A 17,049-nucleotide genomic window follows, 5' to 3' on the forward strand; every position below is an offset into this window, starting at 1 on the left:
TACTCTTTTTGTAGAGTTGAAAGTGACCAATATCACATTTATACTCCAATTTTATGGTAACTTTGTGAAAATAAATAATTCATTATGAAAATTCCAGTTGCTAAAGCGTTGTTTAATAGTCATTCCTATTCAGAGTACAGAAAGCTAGTTTCAGATTTATTGGTTCAAGGCAAATCAAGCGGAAATGAACAATCTGAAGATTTAACCCACTACAGTGAGTTGAATGAAACCCGAATGAACCGTTTGGATAAAACGATGAAAATTACCGATGAGAATATTCGGCAATTAAAGAATTTAAAAAAAGAATACATTTGGTTAGTTATTTCCGAAGGTTGGTGTGGTGATGCAGCCCAACTCTTACCCATTATAAATGCAATGGCGATTGATTCCGATAAAATTGAATTAAGAATTGTGCTGCGTGATGAAAATGACGAATTGATGAAGTTGTTTTTGACCAATAAAAAGAAATCAATTCCAGTACTTATTGTAGTAGATAAAGAAACAGGAAGTGTTCTAGGTAAATGGGGAGCAAGACCCGAAGGTGCCAGCGATTTAATTGCGGAGTATAAAAAAGAATTTGGGGTTATTGACGATACCATAAAAACCAACTTGCAATTGTGGTATTTGCATGACAAAGGAATAAGCACCCAAAACGAATTGATTAATTTGATGCTTGATTTGGAACAATAGAATTTAACTAGCGATACTATTCAAAACTATTTTGCTTCAAGTTTGTCCAGAGTGCGGAAGCTACTTGCAAGATTTTGTTGACTTTGCGTAAAATTAGAAACGTAGAAAACACTTAAAGTTCTATTTCTATTGGGAGCAAGTATGTAAATTTATATTTTGTTAATTTTTTTCTTTATCGAAAAATAAATCGTAAATTAGTGTATGCGTACCAAATCTATTGTTGCTTTTCTTATTGATGTTTAAATAGTGTTTCACAACTAAAAAAACAGCATCATGAAAAAGCGATTTGAAAGGTTTTATGATTATTTGTCGAATTTACTGTTTGGAGGTAAAAAAGCAACTAATTATTAACTTTGGCGAAAGCCTAACTAGACAAATAGAGTATGGATTAAAACTACTTTAATTTTAGAAAAAACACATCGCAAATTTAATTTTGATTTGTCATGTGTTTTTGCTTTTTGATAACTACTATTTGGAGGTAAGACTTTGTTCAAATACAGTAACGTCCATTGCATCGATCACATCATAATTACCAATTTTTGTTCTGCGCAAAGCAGTCAAATGGGAACCTGAATTTATTGCCTTTCCAAAATCAAAAGCCAGGGAACGAATGTAAGTTCCTTTACTGCAAACGACCCTAAAATCTATTTCCGGAAGCGCAATTCGAGTTATTTCAAATTCGTGAATCGTTGTTTTTCTGCTTGCAATTTCGATTATTTCTCCAGCACGGGCATGTTCGTATAAGCGAACGCCGTCTTTTTTTATGGCCGAGAAAATGGGGGGTTTTTGATCGATCTCTCCTAAAAACTGCTTTACGGTTTCATGAATTAAGGCCTCGTGAATATGTTCCGTTGGGAAAGTCTGGTCTATTTCAGTCTCTAAATCGTAAGAAGGGGTTGTGGCCCCAATAAAAAACGTTCCGGTATATTCTTTTGCCTGACCTTGAAGTTCTGTAATTCTTTTGGTAAATTTCCCAGTACAAACTAAGAGTAATCCAGTTGCCAAAGGATCTAAAGTTCCGGCGTGACCAATCTTAAATTTTTTTGGAAGATTAATTTTGCTGATTAAAGCCCACTTCATTTTATTTACTGCCTGAAAAGACGTCCAATTTAAGGGTTTGTCAATAAGTAAAATTTGTCCGTTTTGGAAATCTTCGGCTGTTTTCAATGGGAATTATTTTAAGTATGAGAAGTAAATCAATAAAAACACACCTACTATTATGCGGTACCATCCCCAAGGTTTAAAACCGTATTTTTTGATGATTTCAATGAAGAATTTAATCGCTAAAATAGCAACGATAAAAGCAACCACGTTCCCTATCAAGAACAATTGTATGTTTTCGTTTGATTTTAAAATCAATTCGTAGCCTTTCATTTGTGAGGTTTCGTAGGTTTTCAAGAATACAGAATAACATGTTACTGCCATCATTGTTGGAACCGCTAAAAAGAAAGAGAATTCCGCAGCTGCATGTCGTGTTAATCTTTGCTGCATTCCTCCAATTATGGATGCGGCAGAACGACTTGTTCCGGGCATCATCGCTAAACATTGCCAGAAACCGATGGTCACTGCTTTTTTAATGGTGATATCTTCTTCTTTTAAGACTGTTGGACTTTGAAAGCGACTATCAATAAATAATAAAATGATTCCGCCTAAAATTAAGACAATTGCAATAGGTATTGGATCTCCTAAAACAGCTTCAATTTTATCATCGAATAATTTTCCTAAAACCAAAGCAGGAATTACGGCGCATATAAGTTTTATGTAAAAGTTGATAGCAACACTTTTTGAAGAGAAATCAAAAAATTTCTTCCAGTACAGAACAACAACAGCTAGAATGGCTCCAAATTGAATAGAAACCTGAAATAGTTTAACAAAATCATCCTGTTGAATTCCAAAATAAGAACTAAGAAAAACCATGTGAGCTGTTGACGAAACCGGAAGATATTCTGTTAATCCTTCGATAACAGCAATTAAAAATGCTTGTAATGTATTCATTATATGGTGATCAGTGATCAATTTCTAGTGTTCAGTTGATATAGTCTGCTTTACACGGCAACTTATTACGCTTCACTGTTACCTATTTTTTTTGGATTTTTCAGAATGGCATAAACGGTAATTCCAAACCCGATTAAAACGGTTGTTGGGGCTAATCGAATTCTTCTAAAATTAAAAATATCCTCATTGAAAACATTTGGGTCGTCACTTCCGCCGCCAGCCATTAGTATAAATCCTAGGGCAATTACTCCAATCCCAACTAATAGAATTTTATAATTTATTTTATCAAAAAGAAATTCTTGTTTTTGGTCGTTATCTTTCATGCTGTTTTTTTAAATTCTGAAATTAAAAATCGGTATTCTGCAATTAAAAATTAATAAAGGTCGTCTGTTCTTAAGTTTAAGAAACGTTGTGTTGCAAAATAGGTGCTTAACCAAGTAATCAATATTCCAACTCCTAAAACAGCTAACAATACCAACGCTACTGAAGCTTTGTCGTCTAGTATGCCAAAATTCGGGAAATGAGTTTGGACGTAAATCAGCACGCCAATTAATGCAATGATAGCAAGCCCTGCTCCAATCATCCCCAATTTTATACTTCTTACCACAAATGGTTTTCTGATAAAAGCTTTTGTTGCGCCTACCATTTGCATAGTTTTAATGATGAATCTATTGGAATGGATTGATAATCGTAATGAACTGTTAATTAACAATACGGCAATCACAGCAAGGAATCCACTGATTATCAGGATCCACATACTCACTCTTTTGATATTGTCATTCACTAGATTTACTAATTGCTTGTCATATACAATATCCGAAATCATAGCGTTTTTGCGTAAGCGGGTTTCAATTTTTGCAATACTGTCCTTGATTACATAATTGGCCTTTAGGTGAATATCGTAAGAGTTTTGTAATGGATTTTCGCCTAGAAATTCCATAAAATCTTCTCCGATGATATCCGTATGTTGTTTTGCAGCAGCTTCCTTAGTTACAAAATCATATGATTTAGTAAAACGGCTCGATTTTAATTCAGTTCCAAAAGCCTTCAAAATACTGTCATTTGCTTCGTTCTTAAAAAAAACGGTCATAGCAATATTTTCTTTGAAATCGTCCGCTAATTTTTTAGAATTTATAATAAAAAGACCCAATACACCCAGTAGAAATAAAACTAAGAAAACACTTAGCACTACTGAAAAATAAGAGGAAATTAACCGGCGTTTTTGAAATTTATCAAAGGAAGAACTCATAGTTTACTGAAATTATTGGGTAAAAATAATAAAGAATTTCTTTATTTGAAGTTAATAACGCTCAAAGTTTCAACTTTCGTACAATAAACGTAAATTTGGCACCTAAAAATAGTCTTCGTGAGAAAGCCTTGGAGGCTTTGTCTCTTTGCTACTTTGCACCATTTATAAAAATGACTTGAGTGCGCGACAGCATGACTCCATTAAAAAACAATAAAAAAGAGGAATGACTTGAGTGCGCGACAGCATGACTCCATTAAAAAACAATAAAAAAGAGGAATGAAATACAATCCGAATGAAATAGAGGCCAAATGGCAAAAATATTGGTTGGAAAACGAAACGTTCAAAGCCGAAAATAACGCAACAAAACCTAAATTTTACATACTTGATATGTTTCCTTATCCATCTGGAGCGGGATTGCACGTAGGACATCCGCTGGGATATATCGCTTCTGACGTGTATTCAAGATATAAAAGACACCAAGGTTTTAACGTATTGCACCCTATGGGCTACGATAGTTTTGGTTTGCCTGCAGAACAATATGCCATTCAAACAGGGCAACGACCTGAAGATACCACTTCGGTAAATATTGACGGAGGAACAGATAAAGAAGGGAATAAAATTGCAGGTTACCGAAAACAATTGGACAAAATTGGATTTTCTTTCGATTGGAGCCGAGAAGTCCGCACCTCAAATCCTGATTATTACAAGCATACGCAATGGATTTTCATCCAATTATTCAATTCTTGGTACAATAAAAACAGCGATAAAGCCGAAGATATTTCGACTTTGGTTTCTATTTTTTCAACAGAAGGAAATACAAATGTAAATGCCGTTTGCGATGAAAACATTGAAGCTTTTTCAGCCAATGAATGGAACGCTTTCGCAAAAGAACAACAGGAGAGAATTTTGCTGCAATACCGATTGACGTATTTGGCCGAGACCGAAGTCAACTGGTGTCCGGGATTAGGAACTGTTTTAGCAAATGACGAAATTGTAAATGGTGTTTCAGAACGTGGCGGTTTTACGGTAGTTCGAAAAAAAATGACACAATGGAGCATGCGAATTTCGGCTTATGCAGAACGTTTGTTGCAAGGATTAAATGATATTGACTGGAGTGAAAGCATCAAAGAAAGCCAGAGAAACTGGATTGGGAAATCCGTTGGGGCGACAGTAATATTCCCCCTCCTAACCTCCCCCGAAGGGGGAGAAACCAGAGTAGACAGCTTTGGTAATATTAAAGAAGATAATAATGAGAATCTATTAAATGAAGTTCTTACAGACGCAGTAAATATCCCGTCTCCCTCCCCTTCGGGGAGGGTTGGGGTGGGGATTTTTACAACGCGTCCTGATACCATTTTTGGAGTAACGTTTATGACCTTGGCGCCAGAACATGAATTGGTAGCTCAAATCACAACGGCAGAACAAAAAGCAGCAGTCGATGCTTATATAGAAAAAACGTCAAAACGTTCCGAAAGAGAACGTATGGCCGATGTAAAAACCATTTCGGGAGTATTTACGGGTGCGTATGCGGAACATCCGTTTACCAAAGAATCCATTCCGGTTTGGATTGGGGATTATGTTTTGGCAGGATATGGAACAGGCGCGGTTATGGCCGTTCCTTGTGGCGATGAAAGAGATTATGCGTTTGCGAATTTCTTCAACGGTCAAAATGGTATGACGGAAATCAAAAATATTTTTGCCAATGTAGATATTTCTGAAGTTGCCTATGGCTCTAAAGACAATGTGATTATCGCTAATTCTGATTTCCTAAACGGACTGACCTATAAAGAAGCGACTAAAAAAGCCATAGAAGAATTAGAAAAACTAAACCAAGGAAAAGGAAAAATCAATTACCGTTTGCGTGATGCTGTTTTCTCTCGCCAGCGGTATTGGGGCGAACCGTTTCCGGTATATTATGTGAATGGAATGCCACAAATGATTGAGGCGCAACATTTACCAATCATCTTGCCGGAAGTAGAGAAATATTTACCAACTGAAGACGGACAACCACCTTTAGGAAACGCTTTGGTTTGGGCTTGGGACAGTGTGAACAACAAAGTAGTTGAAACTAATTTGGTTGACAACAAAACCATATTTCCTTTAGAATTGAACACGATGCCAGGTTGGGCTGGAAGTTCCTGGTATTGGATGCGATATATGGATGCGCAAAATGAAAAGGAGTTTGCCAGCAAAGACGCATTGGCGTATTGGGAAAACGTAGATTTATACATTGGCGGAAGCGAACATGCCACCGGACATTTATTGTATTCTCGTTTTTGGAACAAATTCCTAAAAGACAAAGGTTTTGCACCAACCGAAGAACCATTCAAAAAACTGATTAATCAGGGAATGATTTTGGGGATGAGTGCTTTTGTTTATCGATATTCTTATGGTATTGGAACTGGTCATAGTGGTTTGGATAAAATGGGTGATTTAGATAATGTTTATATTTCACATTTTTATATAAAAGAATTAAATAAGTTTTTCGGAAATATTGATGATAGAGATCAAGTATTTGTGGATGTTAAACCAGATGGATTTTACTATAATCATTATAAAATTGACAACGATATTCTTAACGATTTAGGTAGAAAAATATTTAAAAATATAAAATCGAATGTAGATTCTATAAGACTTTATGAGAATTCTTTCGATAAATTGCACACAGATGTTTCTTTCGTGAATTCTTCAGATGAATTAGATATTGAAAGATTTAAAAAATCAAGAGAAGAATATACTAATGCAATTTTCATCACTGAAGAAAACGGAAAATACATCGTTGGTCGTGAAATCGAAAAAATGTCCAAATCCAAATACAATGTAGTTACGCCAGATGATATTTGCAACGAATACGGAGCCGATACGTTGCGTTTGTATGAAATGTTCTTAGGGCCATTGGAACAAGCAAAACCATGGAACACGTCAGGGATTTCAGGAGTTTTTGGTTTTTTGAAAAAACTATGTCGTTTGTATTTTGATGAAAACGGTTTGATTGTTACTAATGACGAACCAACCAGAGACAACTTAAAATCATTGCACAAAACCATAAAGAAAGTAGCGGAAGATATTGAAGGGTTCTCTTTTAATACATCGGTTTCTCAATTTATGATTTGTGTGAACGAATTATCCACTCAAAATTGTCATTCGCGTGCTATTCTGGAACCATTGGCGATTGTGATTTCGCCGTATGCGCCGCACATCGCCGAAGAATTATGGTCGTTGTTAGGAAATACAGGATCTATCGCAACTGTTACTTTTCCAATATTCGAGCCTGCACATTTGGTCGAAAGCAGCAAGGAATATCCAGTTTCTTTCAACGGGAAAATGCGTTTTACTATGGTCTTGCCTTTGGATTTAACCAAAGAACAAATCGAGGAAATCGTAATGAAAGACGAAAGAACCATCAAACAATTAGAAGGAAGATTGCCAAATAAGGTGATTATCGTTCCGGGGAAAATCATCAATTTGGTGGGGTAGATTTTGTAGTGATTCAGCAGCGCACTGCAGTGCATCTCTAAAGCAACAGATATATCAATCCAAATTCTATTTTTAGAATTTGGATTTTTTCATTCAATAAAAAGCTGCGCAAATCCGTTTCATGGGTGTAATCCGCTTTCCTTTTTAGGAATGCCAAATTGACATTGTAAAAAATTGGTTCAGATTTTGATAATTCTTTTACAACTTTATAACAATAAAATTAAAAAAACAAAAATATGGGAATGGGTTATTTGATTCTAGCCGGAGCAATTATGCTTTTCAGCTGGTTAGTTAGTTCAAGACTAAAAAGCAAATTTGAACATTATTCTAAATTACAATTGCAAAACGGAATGACCGGTGCTGAAATCGCCGAAAAAATGCTTGCTGATAACGGAATTCGCGATGTAAGAGTGATCTCTACACCGGGTCGTTTGACGGATCATTACAATCCGGCAGACAAAACAGTGAATTTAAGTGAGGCGGTTTACAATCAAAGAAATGCGGCTGCGGCGGCTGTGGCGGCGCACGAATGTGGACATGCAGTACAACACGCGGTGGGGTATCAGTGGCTCACGATGCGTTCTAAATTAGTGCCGGTGGTGAATGTGGCTTCCACTTATATGCAATGGATTTTGCTTGGAGGGATCTTGATGATGAAAACTTTTCCACAGTTATTATTGGTAGGAATTATCATTTTTGCAGCGACAACATTGTTTTCTATAGTTACTTTACCGGTCGAATATGACGCGAGCAATCGAGCATTGGCTTGGTTAGAAAACAAAAGAATGTTGACGCCACAAGAACACGCTGGAGCCAAAGACTCATTGAAATGGGCTGCCAGAACATATGTTGTAGCGGCTTTAGGATCTATTGCAACCTTGTTGTATTATGTTTCGATTTATATGGGCGGAAGAAGAAATTAGAGTTTTCGTTTAAAAATAAAAAACGTCTTGTTTTCGAACAAGACGTTTTTTATGGTCTAATAAGCAACGCAACAGGTGTTCGATTTAACACAACTATAATTGAATCTGCCTATCGATTTGTTGGTTTAGGGAAATAAAGGTTTCTGTTCTGGAAACGCCTTCTATGGCTTGGATTTTGGTGTTAAGTAAATGCATTAAATGTTCGTTGTCCCGACAAATAATTTTGATCAGAATCGACCAGTTTCCCGTGGTGTAATGACATTCTAATACTTCAGGAATTTTCTTTAAATCACGCACAGCTTCAGGATTTCTGGCTGCTTTGTCCAAATAAATTCCAACAAAAGCCATAGTATTATAACCCAGAATTTTATTGTTTACCGTAAATTTTGATCCCGATATAACGCCGGATTGTTCCAGTTTTCTCAGGCGTTGATGAATTGCCGCGCCTGAAATTCCTATTTTATTGGCGATTTGAAGAATTGGCTTTCGGGCATCTTCCATCAGGTCGCGTAAAATTTCTTTGTCGATACCGTCAATTTCCACTATTAAAGAATTAATTTTCATGAATTGTTGTTGTTTTAAACTTAAATATCAATTTTAGTTTAGATTGGAAATCAAATTTAAATAAAAAGTGATTAAATAAAAAGCACAAGGAGTATTTTTTTAAATTGACGTTAAAAAAAAAGCCATTCGGATTGCGAATGGCTTTTGTGTTATATTTGAAAAGTAATTTTTTATTTTCCTTTATTGACTTCAATAATGTATTTTTCTAAAGCCATTGTCATGGAGGGCGCTGCTGGTGTTGGCGCAAGAATGTCCACTCTTAAACCGTGATCCAACGCTTCTTTTTGTGTAGTGCTTCCAAAAACGGCAATTCGAGTGTTGTTTTGTTCAAAGTCCGGGAAATTCATAAACAATGATTTTATTCCGGTTGGGCTAAAGAAAGCCAAAACATCATAATATACATCGGCTAAATCGGATAAATCGCTCATTACGGTTCTGTAAAAAACAGCTGGCGTCCAGTCTACTTTTAATGCGTTTAACGTTATCGGCGCATCGGCATTCAATTGATCTGAAGCAGGCAATAAGAATTTTTCGTCTTTATATTTTTTTATCAACGGAGATAAATCAGCAAAATCTTTAGGTCCAACGTAGATTTTACGTTTTCTATACACTACGTATTTTTGCAGATAAAAAGCAATAGCCTCTGATTGGCAGAAATATTTTAATCCTTCGGGAACCTTATAACGCATTTCATCAGCCACTCTAAAAAAATGATCTACAGCGTTCTTACTTGTTAAAATAATCGCGGTATACTGATTAAGATCAATTTTTTGAAGTCGGATCTCTTTCGCATTAACTCCTTCAACATGAATAAAAGGTCTGAAATCAATTTTTACTTTATGCTTTTGTTGAAGTTCAAAGTAAGGGGAATTCTCCACTTTAGGCTCAGGCTGTGACACCAAAATTGTTTTCACTTTCATATTTAACGGTTTCTAAGCACTCCCTTTTGTAAACCAGTAATACATAAAATAATAGGGTGCTATTTCAAGAGCGCAAAGATATAAAATAAAATAAAACAACTTACCGATTATTAAATTTTGATAGTTTTTTATTGAAATAAAATAGGTTAAAATATTTATCACCAGTATTATAGCGATAATTAACAGTGGAATATTTCTTGAAAATGAGTCGTAATAAAACAAAATAATATTCAATGGTAGTATGAATAGTCCAATATAGGTTCTGTAAGTAACCTTTTGAAGGTTAAACTGCTCCATAAATTCTTCGATATTAAATGAAGTAGCAATTATTTTTTCAATCAAATATTTAGATAAAATAAAGAAAGATAGGAAAGTAAATATTTGAATATACAGTATCCAGTCCGTTTTTGAGGCGTGACCAAAATAGCTTAGCGAAATTTGTATGAAGAACGTAATAGAAATAACTTGGACAAAAAACAAAGATATGGTGAAGCCGCTTTTCAAGTGGCTGCTGTCTCTGTACACTTTGTTGTATTTATTGGAAAATATTAAATTCGCAAAATCACCAAATCTATTTTCGAAAATGGATTTGGTTAAAGCAATAATAGCAAATGACAGAACAAAAAGCACGGTTGCCCAGTCTTTGCTCTCCGTTATTCTTGGATGAAGTATATTTTCGATCATGACGCTACAAAATTACTAATTTTTATATCAATCTTTTTATTATAATTTTATTAAGGATGAAATGGCATAAAAAGTTTACTTTTGCGTTGAAATTAGTCCAAAATATGAATGATTGTATTGTTATAATTCCCACCTATAACGAAATTGAAAATATAGAAAGCATTATCCGATCGGTGTTTTCGCAGCATAAATCTTTTCATGTTCTTATTATTGATGATAATTCACCGGATCATACTGCTGATAAGGTCGTTTTGCTTCAATCTGAATTTGGGGGGAGATTATTTTTGGAAAAAAGAGAAAAAAAATCAGGTTTGGGAACGGCTTATGTTCACGGATTTAGATGGGCATTAGCGCATAAATATGATTTTATTTTTGAAATGGATGCTGATTTCTCCCACAATCCAAATGATTTAGAGAAATTATACAACGCCTGTCATTTTGGCGATGCTGATCTCGCGATTGGTTCGCGTTATGTTACCGGAGTGAATGTAGTAAACTGGCCATTGAGTCGCGTACTAATGTCCTATTTTGCATCAGTGTATGTACGAATGATTACCGGAATGAAAATTCATGATGCCACAGCAGGTTTCGTTTGTTACAATAAAAGCGTACTCGAAGAAATCAATTTAGATAAAATAAAATTTGTTGGATATGCTTTTCAAATTGAAATGAAATACAGAACGTACTGTAAAAAATTTCAAATTGTGGAGGTTCCCATCATTTTTACCGATAGAACAAAAGGGCAATCCAAAATGAGTAACTCAATAATCATTGAAGCCGTTTTTGGAGTTATTGCACTTAGATTGAAAAGATTAGTCAACACATTATAAGAAAAAGACAGGATGAACAGGGTTTTAATTAAGAATGCCAAAATAGTAAATGAAGGAGTAATTTTTGAGGGCGATGTATTAATTGAAAATGACTTAATTGTTGAGATTTCAGAAAGTATAAGTGCTAAATCCTCTCAATGCCAAATTATTGATGCCGAAGGAAATTATCTGATTCCAGGTGCAATTGATGATCAAGTGCATTTTAGAGAACCAGGACTCACCCACAAAGGCGATATAGAATCAGAATCCAAAGCGGCGGTTGCAGGTGGTATTACTTCTTATATTGAACAACCTAACACGGTTCCCAATGCGGTTACCCAAGAATTATTAGAACAAAAATACGAATTGGCTGCCCAAAAATCGTATGCTAATTATTCGTTTATGATGGGCGCAACCAACGACAATTTGGAGGAAGTTTTAAAAACAAATCCAAAGAATGTTGCCGGAATAAAAATATTTTTAGGTTCCTCAACAGGAAATATGTTGGTGGATAATGAAGCGACTTTAGAGAAAATTTTTTCGAGTACATCCTTATTAATTGCAGTGCATTGTGAAGATGAAACAACCATCAAAAACAATTTAGAGAAATACAAAGCAGAGTTTGGAGAAGATGTTCCCGTTACGGCTCATCACCTGATCCGAAGTGTGGAAGCTTGTTATATTTCCTCTTCAAAAGCCGTTGCGCTAGCTAAGAAAACTGGCGCTCGCTTGCATATTTTTCACCTTTCGACTGCCAAAGAAATGGATTTGTTTACAAACAAAATTCCTTTGGAAGACAAGAAAATCACAGCCGAAGTTTGTGTGCATCACTTGTGGTTTACCAATGATGATTATGCTACCAAAGGCAATCTAATCAAGTGGAACCCAGCGGTAAAAACAGCTAATGATCGAAAAGTGCTTTGGGAAGCGTTACTTGATGACAGAATTGATGTAGTTGCAACGGATCACGCACCACATACTTTAGAAGAGAAAAAACAATCTTATCTCAATGCGCCTTCTGGCGGACCATTAGTACAACACGCTGTTGTAGCTATGTTTGAAGCGTACCATCAAGGAAAAATAAGCATTGAAAAAATTGTGGAGAAGATGTGCCACAATCCAGCCAAAATTTTCAAAATAGAAAAACGTGGTTTTATTAAAGAAGGCTATTATGCTGATTTGGTTATCGTAAATTCAGGATTACCGTGGAGCGTAAAAAAAGAAAATATTTTAGCTAAATGTGGTTGGTCTCCTTTTGAGGGTTTTACGTTTAAATCTAGAATTACCCATACTTTTGTAAACGGGCGATTAGTTTATACGGCTTTTAAAGTAAAAGATATTCGAGCAGGAAAACGGTTATTATTTGAAAGATAAAATTTCATAAATGAGAAAAATCATAGCACTTTTAACAATTGTAACACTTTTTGTAAGCTGTAAAGAAGAAGTGGTGAATAAGCCGCAACGACTTATAGATAAAGACGTTATGGTCGATATTATGTATGATTTATCTATTTTAGAAGCCATAAAGAATCAAAATCCAGCTTCCTTGGACACCTTTAAAATAAATTCGAGAGACTATATTTTTAAAAAATATAAAATTGACAGTGTTCAATATGCCACAAGCAATATCTATTATGCCTCAGATTACAATGAATATAAGAGCATGTTTGAGCAAATTAGCAAACGATTAGAATCAAATAATAAAAGTGTAGATTCTTTGGTCAAATTGCAAAAAAAGAAAAAGAAAATTAAAAAAGTTGAAAAACAACCGGTAGTTAGCCGAGATACCACAAAATTAAAGTAAGAAAAGAATTTATAGATTTGAAATTTCTTTAATATATTGGCTGATATTCATAAAATCAGTTTTCAACACGTCTTTAATTTTCAGATTCGAATATTTGGGTGTCGCATACGAAGCTTTTGCCGTTACTCTAGTTAATTTCCTGGGCTGTTGCAAAACCTTCGAGACAAACCAATCCCATCTCCAAAGCACCTTCATAAAGAAAGGTTTTGCATGAATGTGAGGTCGTTGCACGACTAATGAATCGGCCATAGAATTCAGAATGTCACGAAAAACACTATTTTCTGCAATCAAGGTAAAGCGTTCATTTTTAATTTCACTTTGTGTTAATTGGTGTGCGATTCTAACAACATCAGTAACGGCGACAAATCCTGTAGAGCCTAGCGTGTAAAATTTCGATCCGTTTTTTACTTTTGTAAAAAGTAATCCACTTCCTTGCTCTCTAAAACCGGGACCTAGAATAACGCCTGGATTTATAATTATGACATCTAAACCTTCTTGTTGTCCGCGCCAGATTTCCATTTCGGCGCCATATTTAGAAATGGCATAATCACTATGCGGCTTTTCTGGATTCCATTCGGTTTCTTCGGTGATGAATTTTTCATGAGGCAGCAAATCGCCCAAAGTGGCAATGGAACTTATAAAACACAGTTTCTTTATTTGATAAGCGATACAAAAATTCACAATATTTGCGGTGCCTTCAATGTTTGTTTTTCGCAATACATCTTCATCTTTTGGATCAAAAGAAATCAAAGCGGCACAGTGGTAGACGGTATCTATATTTTGAAAGGCGATTTCTAAAGAAGGAACTTCGGTAATATCTGCGGGAATCCATTCGATTTGTTCGAACAGGGATTCCTTTTTATAGATGGAGAATAGGGATTTGGTCTTTTCAATCGAAGCGATACTTCGATAGATTGCGCGTATTTTTTCGTCCCCTACACTTTGGGATTCAATTAAATGAAGCAATAAATGTGCGCCTACTAAACCAGTTCCGCCTGTGACTAAAATCATGCTACGAAAATACGAATTATTTTTTTCGAATAACCTATTAAACAAATAACCGAATCCACAATAAATTTTATCTTTGTGCAAATTGATTAAAACGATGAAGAATTTTATTGAAGAAGTGACTTGGAGAGGAATGCTCCACGATGTTATGCCCGGCACAGAAGAACATTTGATGGAACAAATGCGTGTGGCGTATGTGGGAATTGATCCAACTGCCGATTCATTGCATATCGGACATTTAGTTGGTGTGATGTTGTTGAAGCATTTTCAAATATCTGGACACAAGCCATTAGCGTTAGTGGGTGGTGCAACAGGAATGATTGGTGATCCATCAGGAAAATCGAATGAAAGAAATTTATTGGACGAAGCTACTTTGCGTCACAATCAGGAAGCTATAAAAGGACAATTGTCTCGTTTTCTGGATTTTACTTCTAATGCGGGTAATGCGGCAGAACTAGTGAATAATTACGACTGGATGAAGAACTTTTCTTTTCTGGACTTCATTCGGGATATTGGAAAACACATCACAGTAAATTATATGATGTCCAAGGATTCAGTAAAGAAACGTTTGTCTTCTGAAGCTGCCGAAGGAATGTCATTTACAGAGTTCACATACCAATTGGTTCAAGGTTATGACTTTTTGCATTTGTACAAAAATAAAAATTGTACGCTGCAAATGGGCGGAAGCGACCAGTGGGGAAATATCACCACAGGAACCGAATTAGTGCGCAGGATAGCCAGCGGAAAAGCCTATGCATTGACTTGTCCATTGATTACAAAAGCGGATGGAACCAAATTTGGAAAATCCGAAGGTGGGAATATTTGGTTGGATTCTGCCAGAACTTCTCCGTATAAATTTTACCAATATTGGTTGAATACATCTGATCTTGATGCGGAAAAATACATCAAGATTTTTACTTTTTTATCGAAAGAAGAAATCGAAGTTTTAACGGAAAAACATAGAGAAGCACCCCATTTGCGTTTGTTACAAAAACGTTTAGCCGAAGAAATTACGGTGATGGTGCATTCAACAGAAGATTTAGAAAATGCAATAAAAGCATCGAATATTTTGTTCGGGAATTCTACTTCAGATGATTTGAAACAATTGGACGAAGCCACTTTCTTAGATGTTTTTGATGGTGTTCCTCAAGTGGAAATTAGCAGAAATGAAATAGAAGCGGGAATAAATATTGTTGACGTTCTAAACGAAAAAACAGGATTTTTAAAATCGAATGGTGAAGCAAGGCGCGCTTTGACAGCCAATTCTATTTCAGTAAATAAAGAAAAGGTGACCGAAGATTTTGTGCTTTCGACCAAAGATTTAATAAATAATCAGTTTGTATTGTTGCAAAGTGGAAAGAAAAATTATTTTGTGATTCGGGTTAAATAATTTCATAACTTTACTCTAAATAACAGATTAATTATGGAAACTCAATTTTTAACTGACAAAAAAGGAAAGAAAACCGCCGTCTTGATTTCTATAAAAGAATATGAAAAATTGATGGAGTGTCTTGATGAATTGGAAGATATTCGGCTTTATGACGAGGCGAAGATAGACGATGATGGTGTGAGGATTCCTATCGATGAAGCTTTTAAAATTATTGAAGCGAATCGAGAAAGGTCGATTTAATGTCTTACACTATTACTTTTAAGGATAAGGTTATAAAATCTTTAATTAAGATAAATGAACCATTTTATTCTGCAATCAAAAAACAGATTTATGATTTAGCAGAAAATCCAAGACCTCATGGATATAGAAAACTAAAAGGCAGAAAAGGGTATAGAATCCGAGTTGGAGATTATAGGGTTATCTACGAAATTTTTGACCATATACTTTTAATCGATGTTATTAATTTAGGCCATCGGAAGGATATTTATGATTGAAAATTAAATTACCATCAAATTACACCCGCGAATATCAGAATTATCAAAACGTCCCAATACCTCGAAAGAGTTGTTGGGATTTTTTTTACCCAAATCTTGCGTGGCAATAAACGAACAGGAATTGATGTTAGCCAGATCGATTACGTTGATTCCGCCAGTCTTTCCGTCTGGAATATAGGTCAAAGCATCTTCGGTGTCACGTACTAGAATTTGCATCCAAGAAGGGCACTCAAACACACCGTTTCCTAAAGAATACGCTTGCGAAAGCAATTCGGTCATTCCATATTCAGAATGTATGGCCGAAACGCCAAATCCTTTGCACAATTGTTCGTGTAATTCTTCCCGAATCATTTCTTTGCGTTTGCCTTTCATGCCGCCCGTTTCCATAATAATGGTATGCTGCAGTTGAAACTGGTGTCTTTCAATTAAATCTAATAAAGCAAAAGTAACACCAATCAGAATTACATTTTGACCAGCTTGGTCTAAAGCTATAAGTTTAGTAATTAATTCGTCAAGATTATTCAGGTAAAAACCACTTTCGGGATGATTTGATAATACAATTAAATCTTTGACCATGTATATTAAAGAAGAGCCTGCTCTTTCCAGATAGGATGGAAGCAATGCCAAGACAACATAATCGTTAATATTGCCGTAAAATTCCGAAAATCCGTTGCGGTAACTTTCTTCGTACAGAGTAACATCGGTTACTAAATGTTTGCTGGTAATCAATCCGGTGGTTCCGCTGCTGGTAAAAATTTCCTGAATAGCATTGCTATTGGAAACCACTTTATGGCTCTTAAAAAACTGAATCGGTAAAAACGGGATCTGTTGTAGTGATTTTACTTTATGTGGATCTGTTTTTAAAAAATCGCAAAACTCTTTATAGACCAAGTTGTTTTCGTATTGAAAACGAAACACTTTCAATGCAATTTTATCAAACTGTTTTTGACTGGAAATGGCAAATATGTCGGAGGTTGCAATCAAGATTTTTTTTTTGCAAAAGTAGTCAAAATTTTCAAGGGAAGTTTATTAACAGTATTGC

The 17,049-nt window shown here is 35.3% G+C and carries 18 protein-coding genes; 9 read left to right on the forward strand and 9 right to left on the reverse strand.

What is annotated here, in order from left to right; genetic code table 11:
- Positions 1-84 precede the first annotated feature (84 nt).
- A complete protein-coding gene (locus tag ACNQGJ_RS02945; protein WP_417970235.1) occupies positions 85-690 on the forward strand; it encodes a thioredoxin family protein in 606 nt (201 codons plus the stop codon).
- Positions 691-1,158: 468 nt separating this feature from the next.
- Here ACNQGJ_RS02945 and truB read toward each other — a convergent pair whose 3' ends face one another.
- The 4 genes from truB to ACNQGJ_RS02965 form a co-directional block, all read right to left on the reverse strand.
- Positions 1,159-1,857, reverse strand: coding sequence for a tRNA pseudouridine(55) synthase TruB (gene truB, locus ACNQGJ_RS02950; protein WP_417970233.1), 699 nt, complete (start codon positions 1,855-1,857; stop codon positions 1,159-1,161).
- Positions 1,858-1,863: 6 nt separating this feature from the next.
- The gene (locus ACNQGJ_RS02955; RefSeq protein WP_417970231.1) at positions 1,864-2,685 is read right to left on the reverse strand and encodes an undecaprenyl-diphosphate phosphatase; all 822 of its coding nucleotides are present in this window, start codon (positions 2,683-2,685) and stop codon (positions 1,864-1,866) included.
- Positions 2,686-2,750: 65 nt separating this feature from the next.
- Positions 2,751-3,008, reverse strand: coding sequence for a DUF3098 domain-containing protein (locus ACNQGJ_RS02960; protein ID WP_417970229.1), 258 nt, complete (start codon positions 3,006-3,008; stop codon positions 2,751-2,753).
- Between the two features lie 50 nt (positions 3,009-3,058).
- Positions 3,059-3,934 (reverse strand): cell division protein FtsX, encoded by an 876-nt coding sequence (locus ACNQGJ_RS02965; RefSeq protein WP_417970227.1) that lies wholly within the window; start codon positions 3,932-3,934, stop codon positions 3,059-3,061.
- 276 nt (positions 3,935-4,210) lie between these two features.
- Between ACNQGJ_RS02965 and ACNQGJ_RS02970 the strand changes: the two genes are divergently transcribed.
- Both ACNQGJ_RS02970 and ACNQGJ_RS02975 read left to right on the forward strand, forming a co-directional pair.
- Positions 4,211-7,411, forward strand: coding sequence for a leucine--tRNA ligase (locus ACNQGJ_RS02970; protein ID WP_417970225.1), 3,201 nt, complete (start codon positions 4,211-4,213; stop codon positions 7,409-7,411).
- A 236-nt stretch (positions 7,412-7,647) separates the two neighbouring features.
- Positions 7,648-8,334 (forward strand): zinc metallopeptidase, encoded by a 687-nt coding sequence (locus ACNQGJ_RS02975; RefSeq protein WP_417970223.1) that lies wholly within the window; start codon positions 7,648-7,650, stop codon positions 8,332-8,334.
- Between the two features lie 93 nt (positions 8,335-8,427).
- Here the strand turns inward: ACNQGJ_RS02975 and ACNQGJ_RS02980 are convergent, their stop codons facing one another.
- The 3 genes from ACNQGJ_RS02980 to ACNQGJ_RS02990 form a co-directional block, all read right to left on the reverse strand.
- Entirely contained in the window at positions 8,428-8,898 is a 471-nt protein-coding gene (locus tag ACNQGJ_RS02980; protein ID WP_417970221.1) for an Lrp/AsnC ligand binding domain-containing protein, read from the reverse strand.
- A 170-nt stretch (positions 8,899-9,068) separates the two neighbouring features.
- The gene (locus ACNQGJ_RS02985) at positions 9,069-9,818 is read right to left on the reverse strand and encodes a uroporphyrinogen-III synthase (RefSeq protein ID WP_417970219.1); all 750 of its coding nucleotides are present in this window, start codon (positions 9,816-9,818) and stop codon (positions 9,069-9,071) included.
- A 12-nt stretch (positions 9,819-9,830) separates the two neighbouring features.
- Positions 9,831-10,502 carry a DUF4271 domain-containing protein gene (locus ACNQGJ_RS02990; protein ID WP_417970217.1) on the reverse strand — a complete coding sequence of 224 codons (672 nt, stop codon included), beginning with the start codon at positions 10,500-10,502 and terminating at the stop codon, positions 9,831-9,833.
- A 104-nt stretch (positions 10,503-10,606) separates the two neighbouring features.
- Between ACNQGJ_RS02990 and ACNQGJ_RS02995 the strand changes: the two genes are divergently transcribed.
- From ACNQGJ_RS02995 to ACNQGJ_RS03005, 3 genes are read left to right on the forward strand one after another with little or no spacing between them, the layout of a single operon-like run.
- Positions 10,607-11,332 carry a polyprenol monophosphomannose synthase gene (locus tag ACNQGJ_RS02995; protein ID WP_417971355.1) on the forward strand — a complete coding sequence of 242 codons (726 nt, stop codon included), beginning with the start codon at positions 10,607-10,609 and terminating at the stop codon, positions 11,330-11,332.
- A gap of 12 nt (positions 11,333-11,344) precedes the next feature.
- Entirely contained in the window at positions 11,345-12,685 is a 1,341-nt protein-coding gene (locus ACNQGJ_RS03000; protein WP_417970215.1) for a dihydroorotase, read from the forward strand.
- 10 nt (positions 12,686-12,695) lie between these two features.
- Positions 12,696-13,115, forward strand: a complete 420-nt coding sequence (locus tag ACNQGJ_RS03005; RefSeq protein WP_417970213.1) for a DUF4296 domain-containing protein — start codon at positions 12,696-12,698, stop codon at positions 13,113-13,115.
- Between the two features lie 9 nt (positions 13,116-13,124).
- Here the strand turns inward: ACNQGJ_RS03005 and ACNQGJ_RS03010 are convergent, their stop codons facing one another.
- Positions 13,125-14,126, reverse strand: a complete 1,002-nt coding sequence (locus ACNQGJ_RS03010) for an NAD-dependent epimerase/dehydratase family protein (RefSeq protein ID WP_417970211.1) — start codon at positions 14,124-14,126, stop codon at positions 13,125-13,127.
- Positions 14,127-14,220: 94 nt separating this feature from the next.
- On the opposite strand from ACNQGJ_RS03010, the gene tyrS reads away from it, so the two are divergent.
- From tyrS to ACNQGJ_RS03025, 3 genes are read left to right on the forward strand one after another with little or no spacing between them, the layout of a single operon-like run.
- Positions 14,221-15,513 carry a tyrosine--tRNA ligase gene (gene tyrS / locus ACNQGJ_RS03015; protein ID WP_417970209.1) on the forward strand — a complete coding sequence of 431 codons (1,293 nt, stop codon included), beginning with the start codon at positions 14,221-14,223 and terminating at the stop codon, positions 15,511-15,513.
- Between the two features lie 33 nt (positions 15,514-15,546).
- Positions 15,547-15,753 (forward strand): hypothetical protein, encoded by a 207-nt coding sequence (locus tag ACNQGJ_RS03020; protein WP_417970207.1) that lies wholly within the window; start codon positions 15,547-15,549, stop codon positions 15,751-15,753.
- Positions 15,753-16,007 (forward strand): type II toxin-antitoxin system RelE family toxin, encoded by a 255-nt coding sequence (locus tag ACNQGJ_RS03025; protein WP_417970205.1) that lies wholly within the window; start codon positions 15,753-15,755, stop codon positions 16,005-16,007. The genes ACNQGJ_RS03020 and ACNQGJ_RS03025 overlap by 1 nt, the downstream gene beginning before the upstream one ends.
- Before the next feature lie 3 nt (positions 16,008-16,010).
- Here the strand turns inward: ACNQGJ_RS03025 and ACNQGJ_RS03030 are convergent, their stop codons facing one another.
- On the reverse strand, positions 16,011-16,991 hold the full coding sequence (locus tag ACNQGJ_RS03030; protein WP_417970203.1) for a LuxE/PaaK family acyltransferase: 981 nt from the start codon (positions 16,989-16,991) through the stop codon (positions 16,011-16,013).
- Positions 16,992-17,049: the final 58 nt, after the last annotated feature.

It is taken from the genome of Flavobacterium cryophilum (assembly GCF_048286555.1).
In the GTDB taxonomy this organism is placed as follows: Bacteria; Bacteroidota; Bacteroidia; order Flavobacteriales; family Flavobacteriaceae; genus Flavobacterium.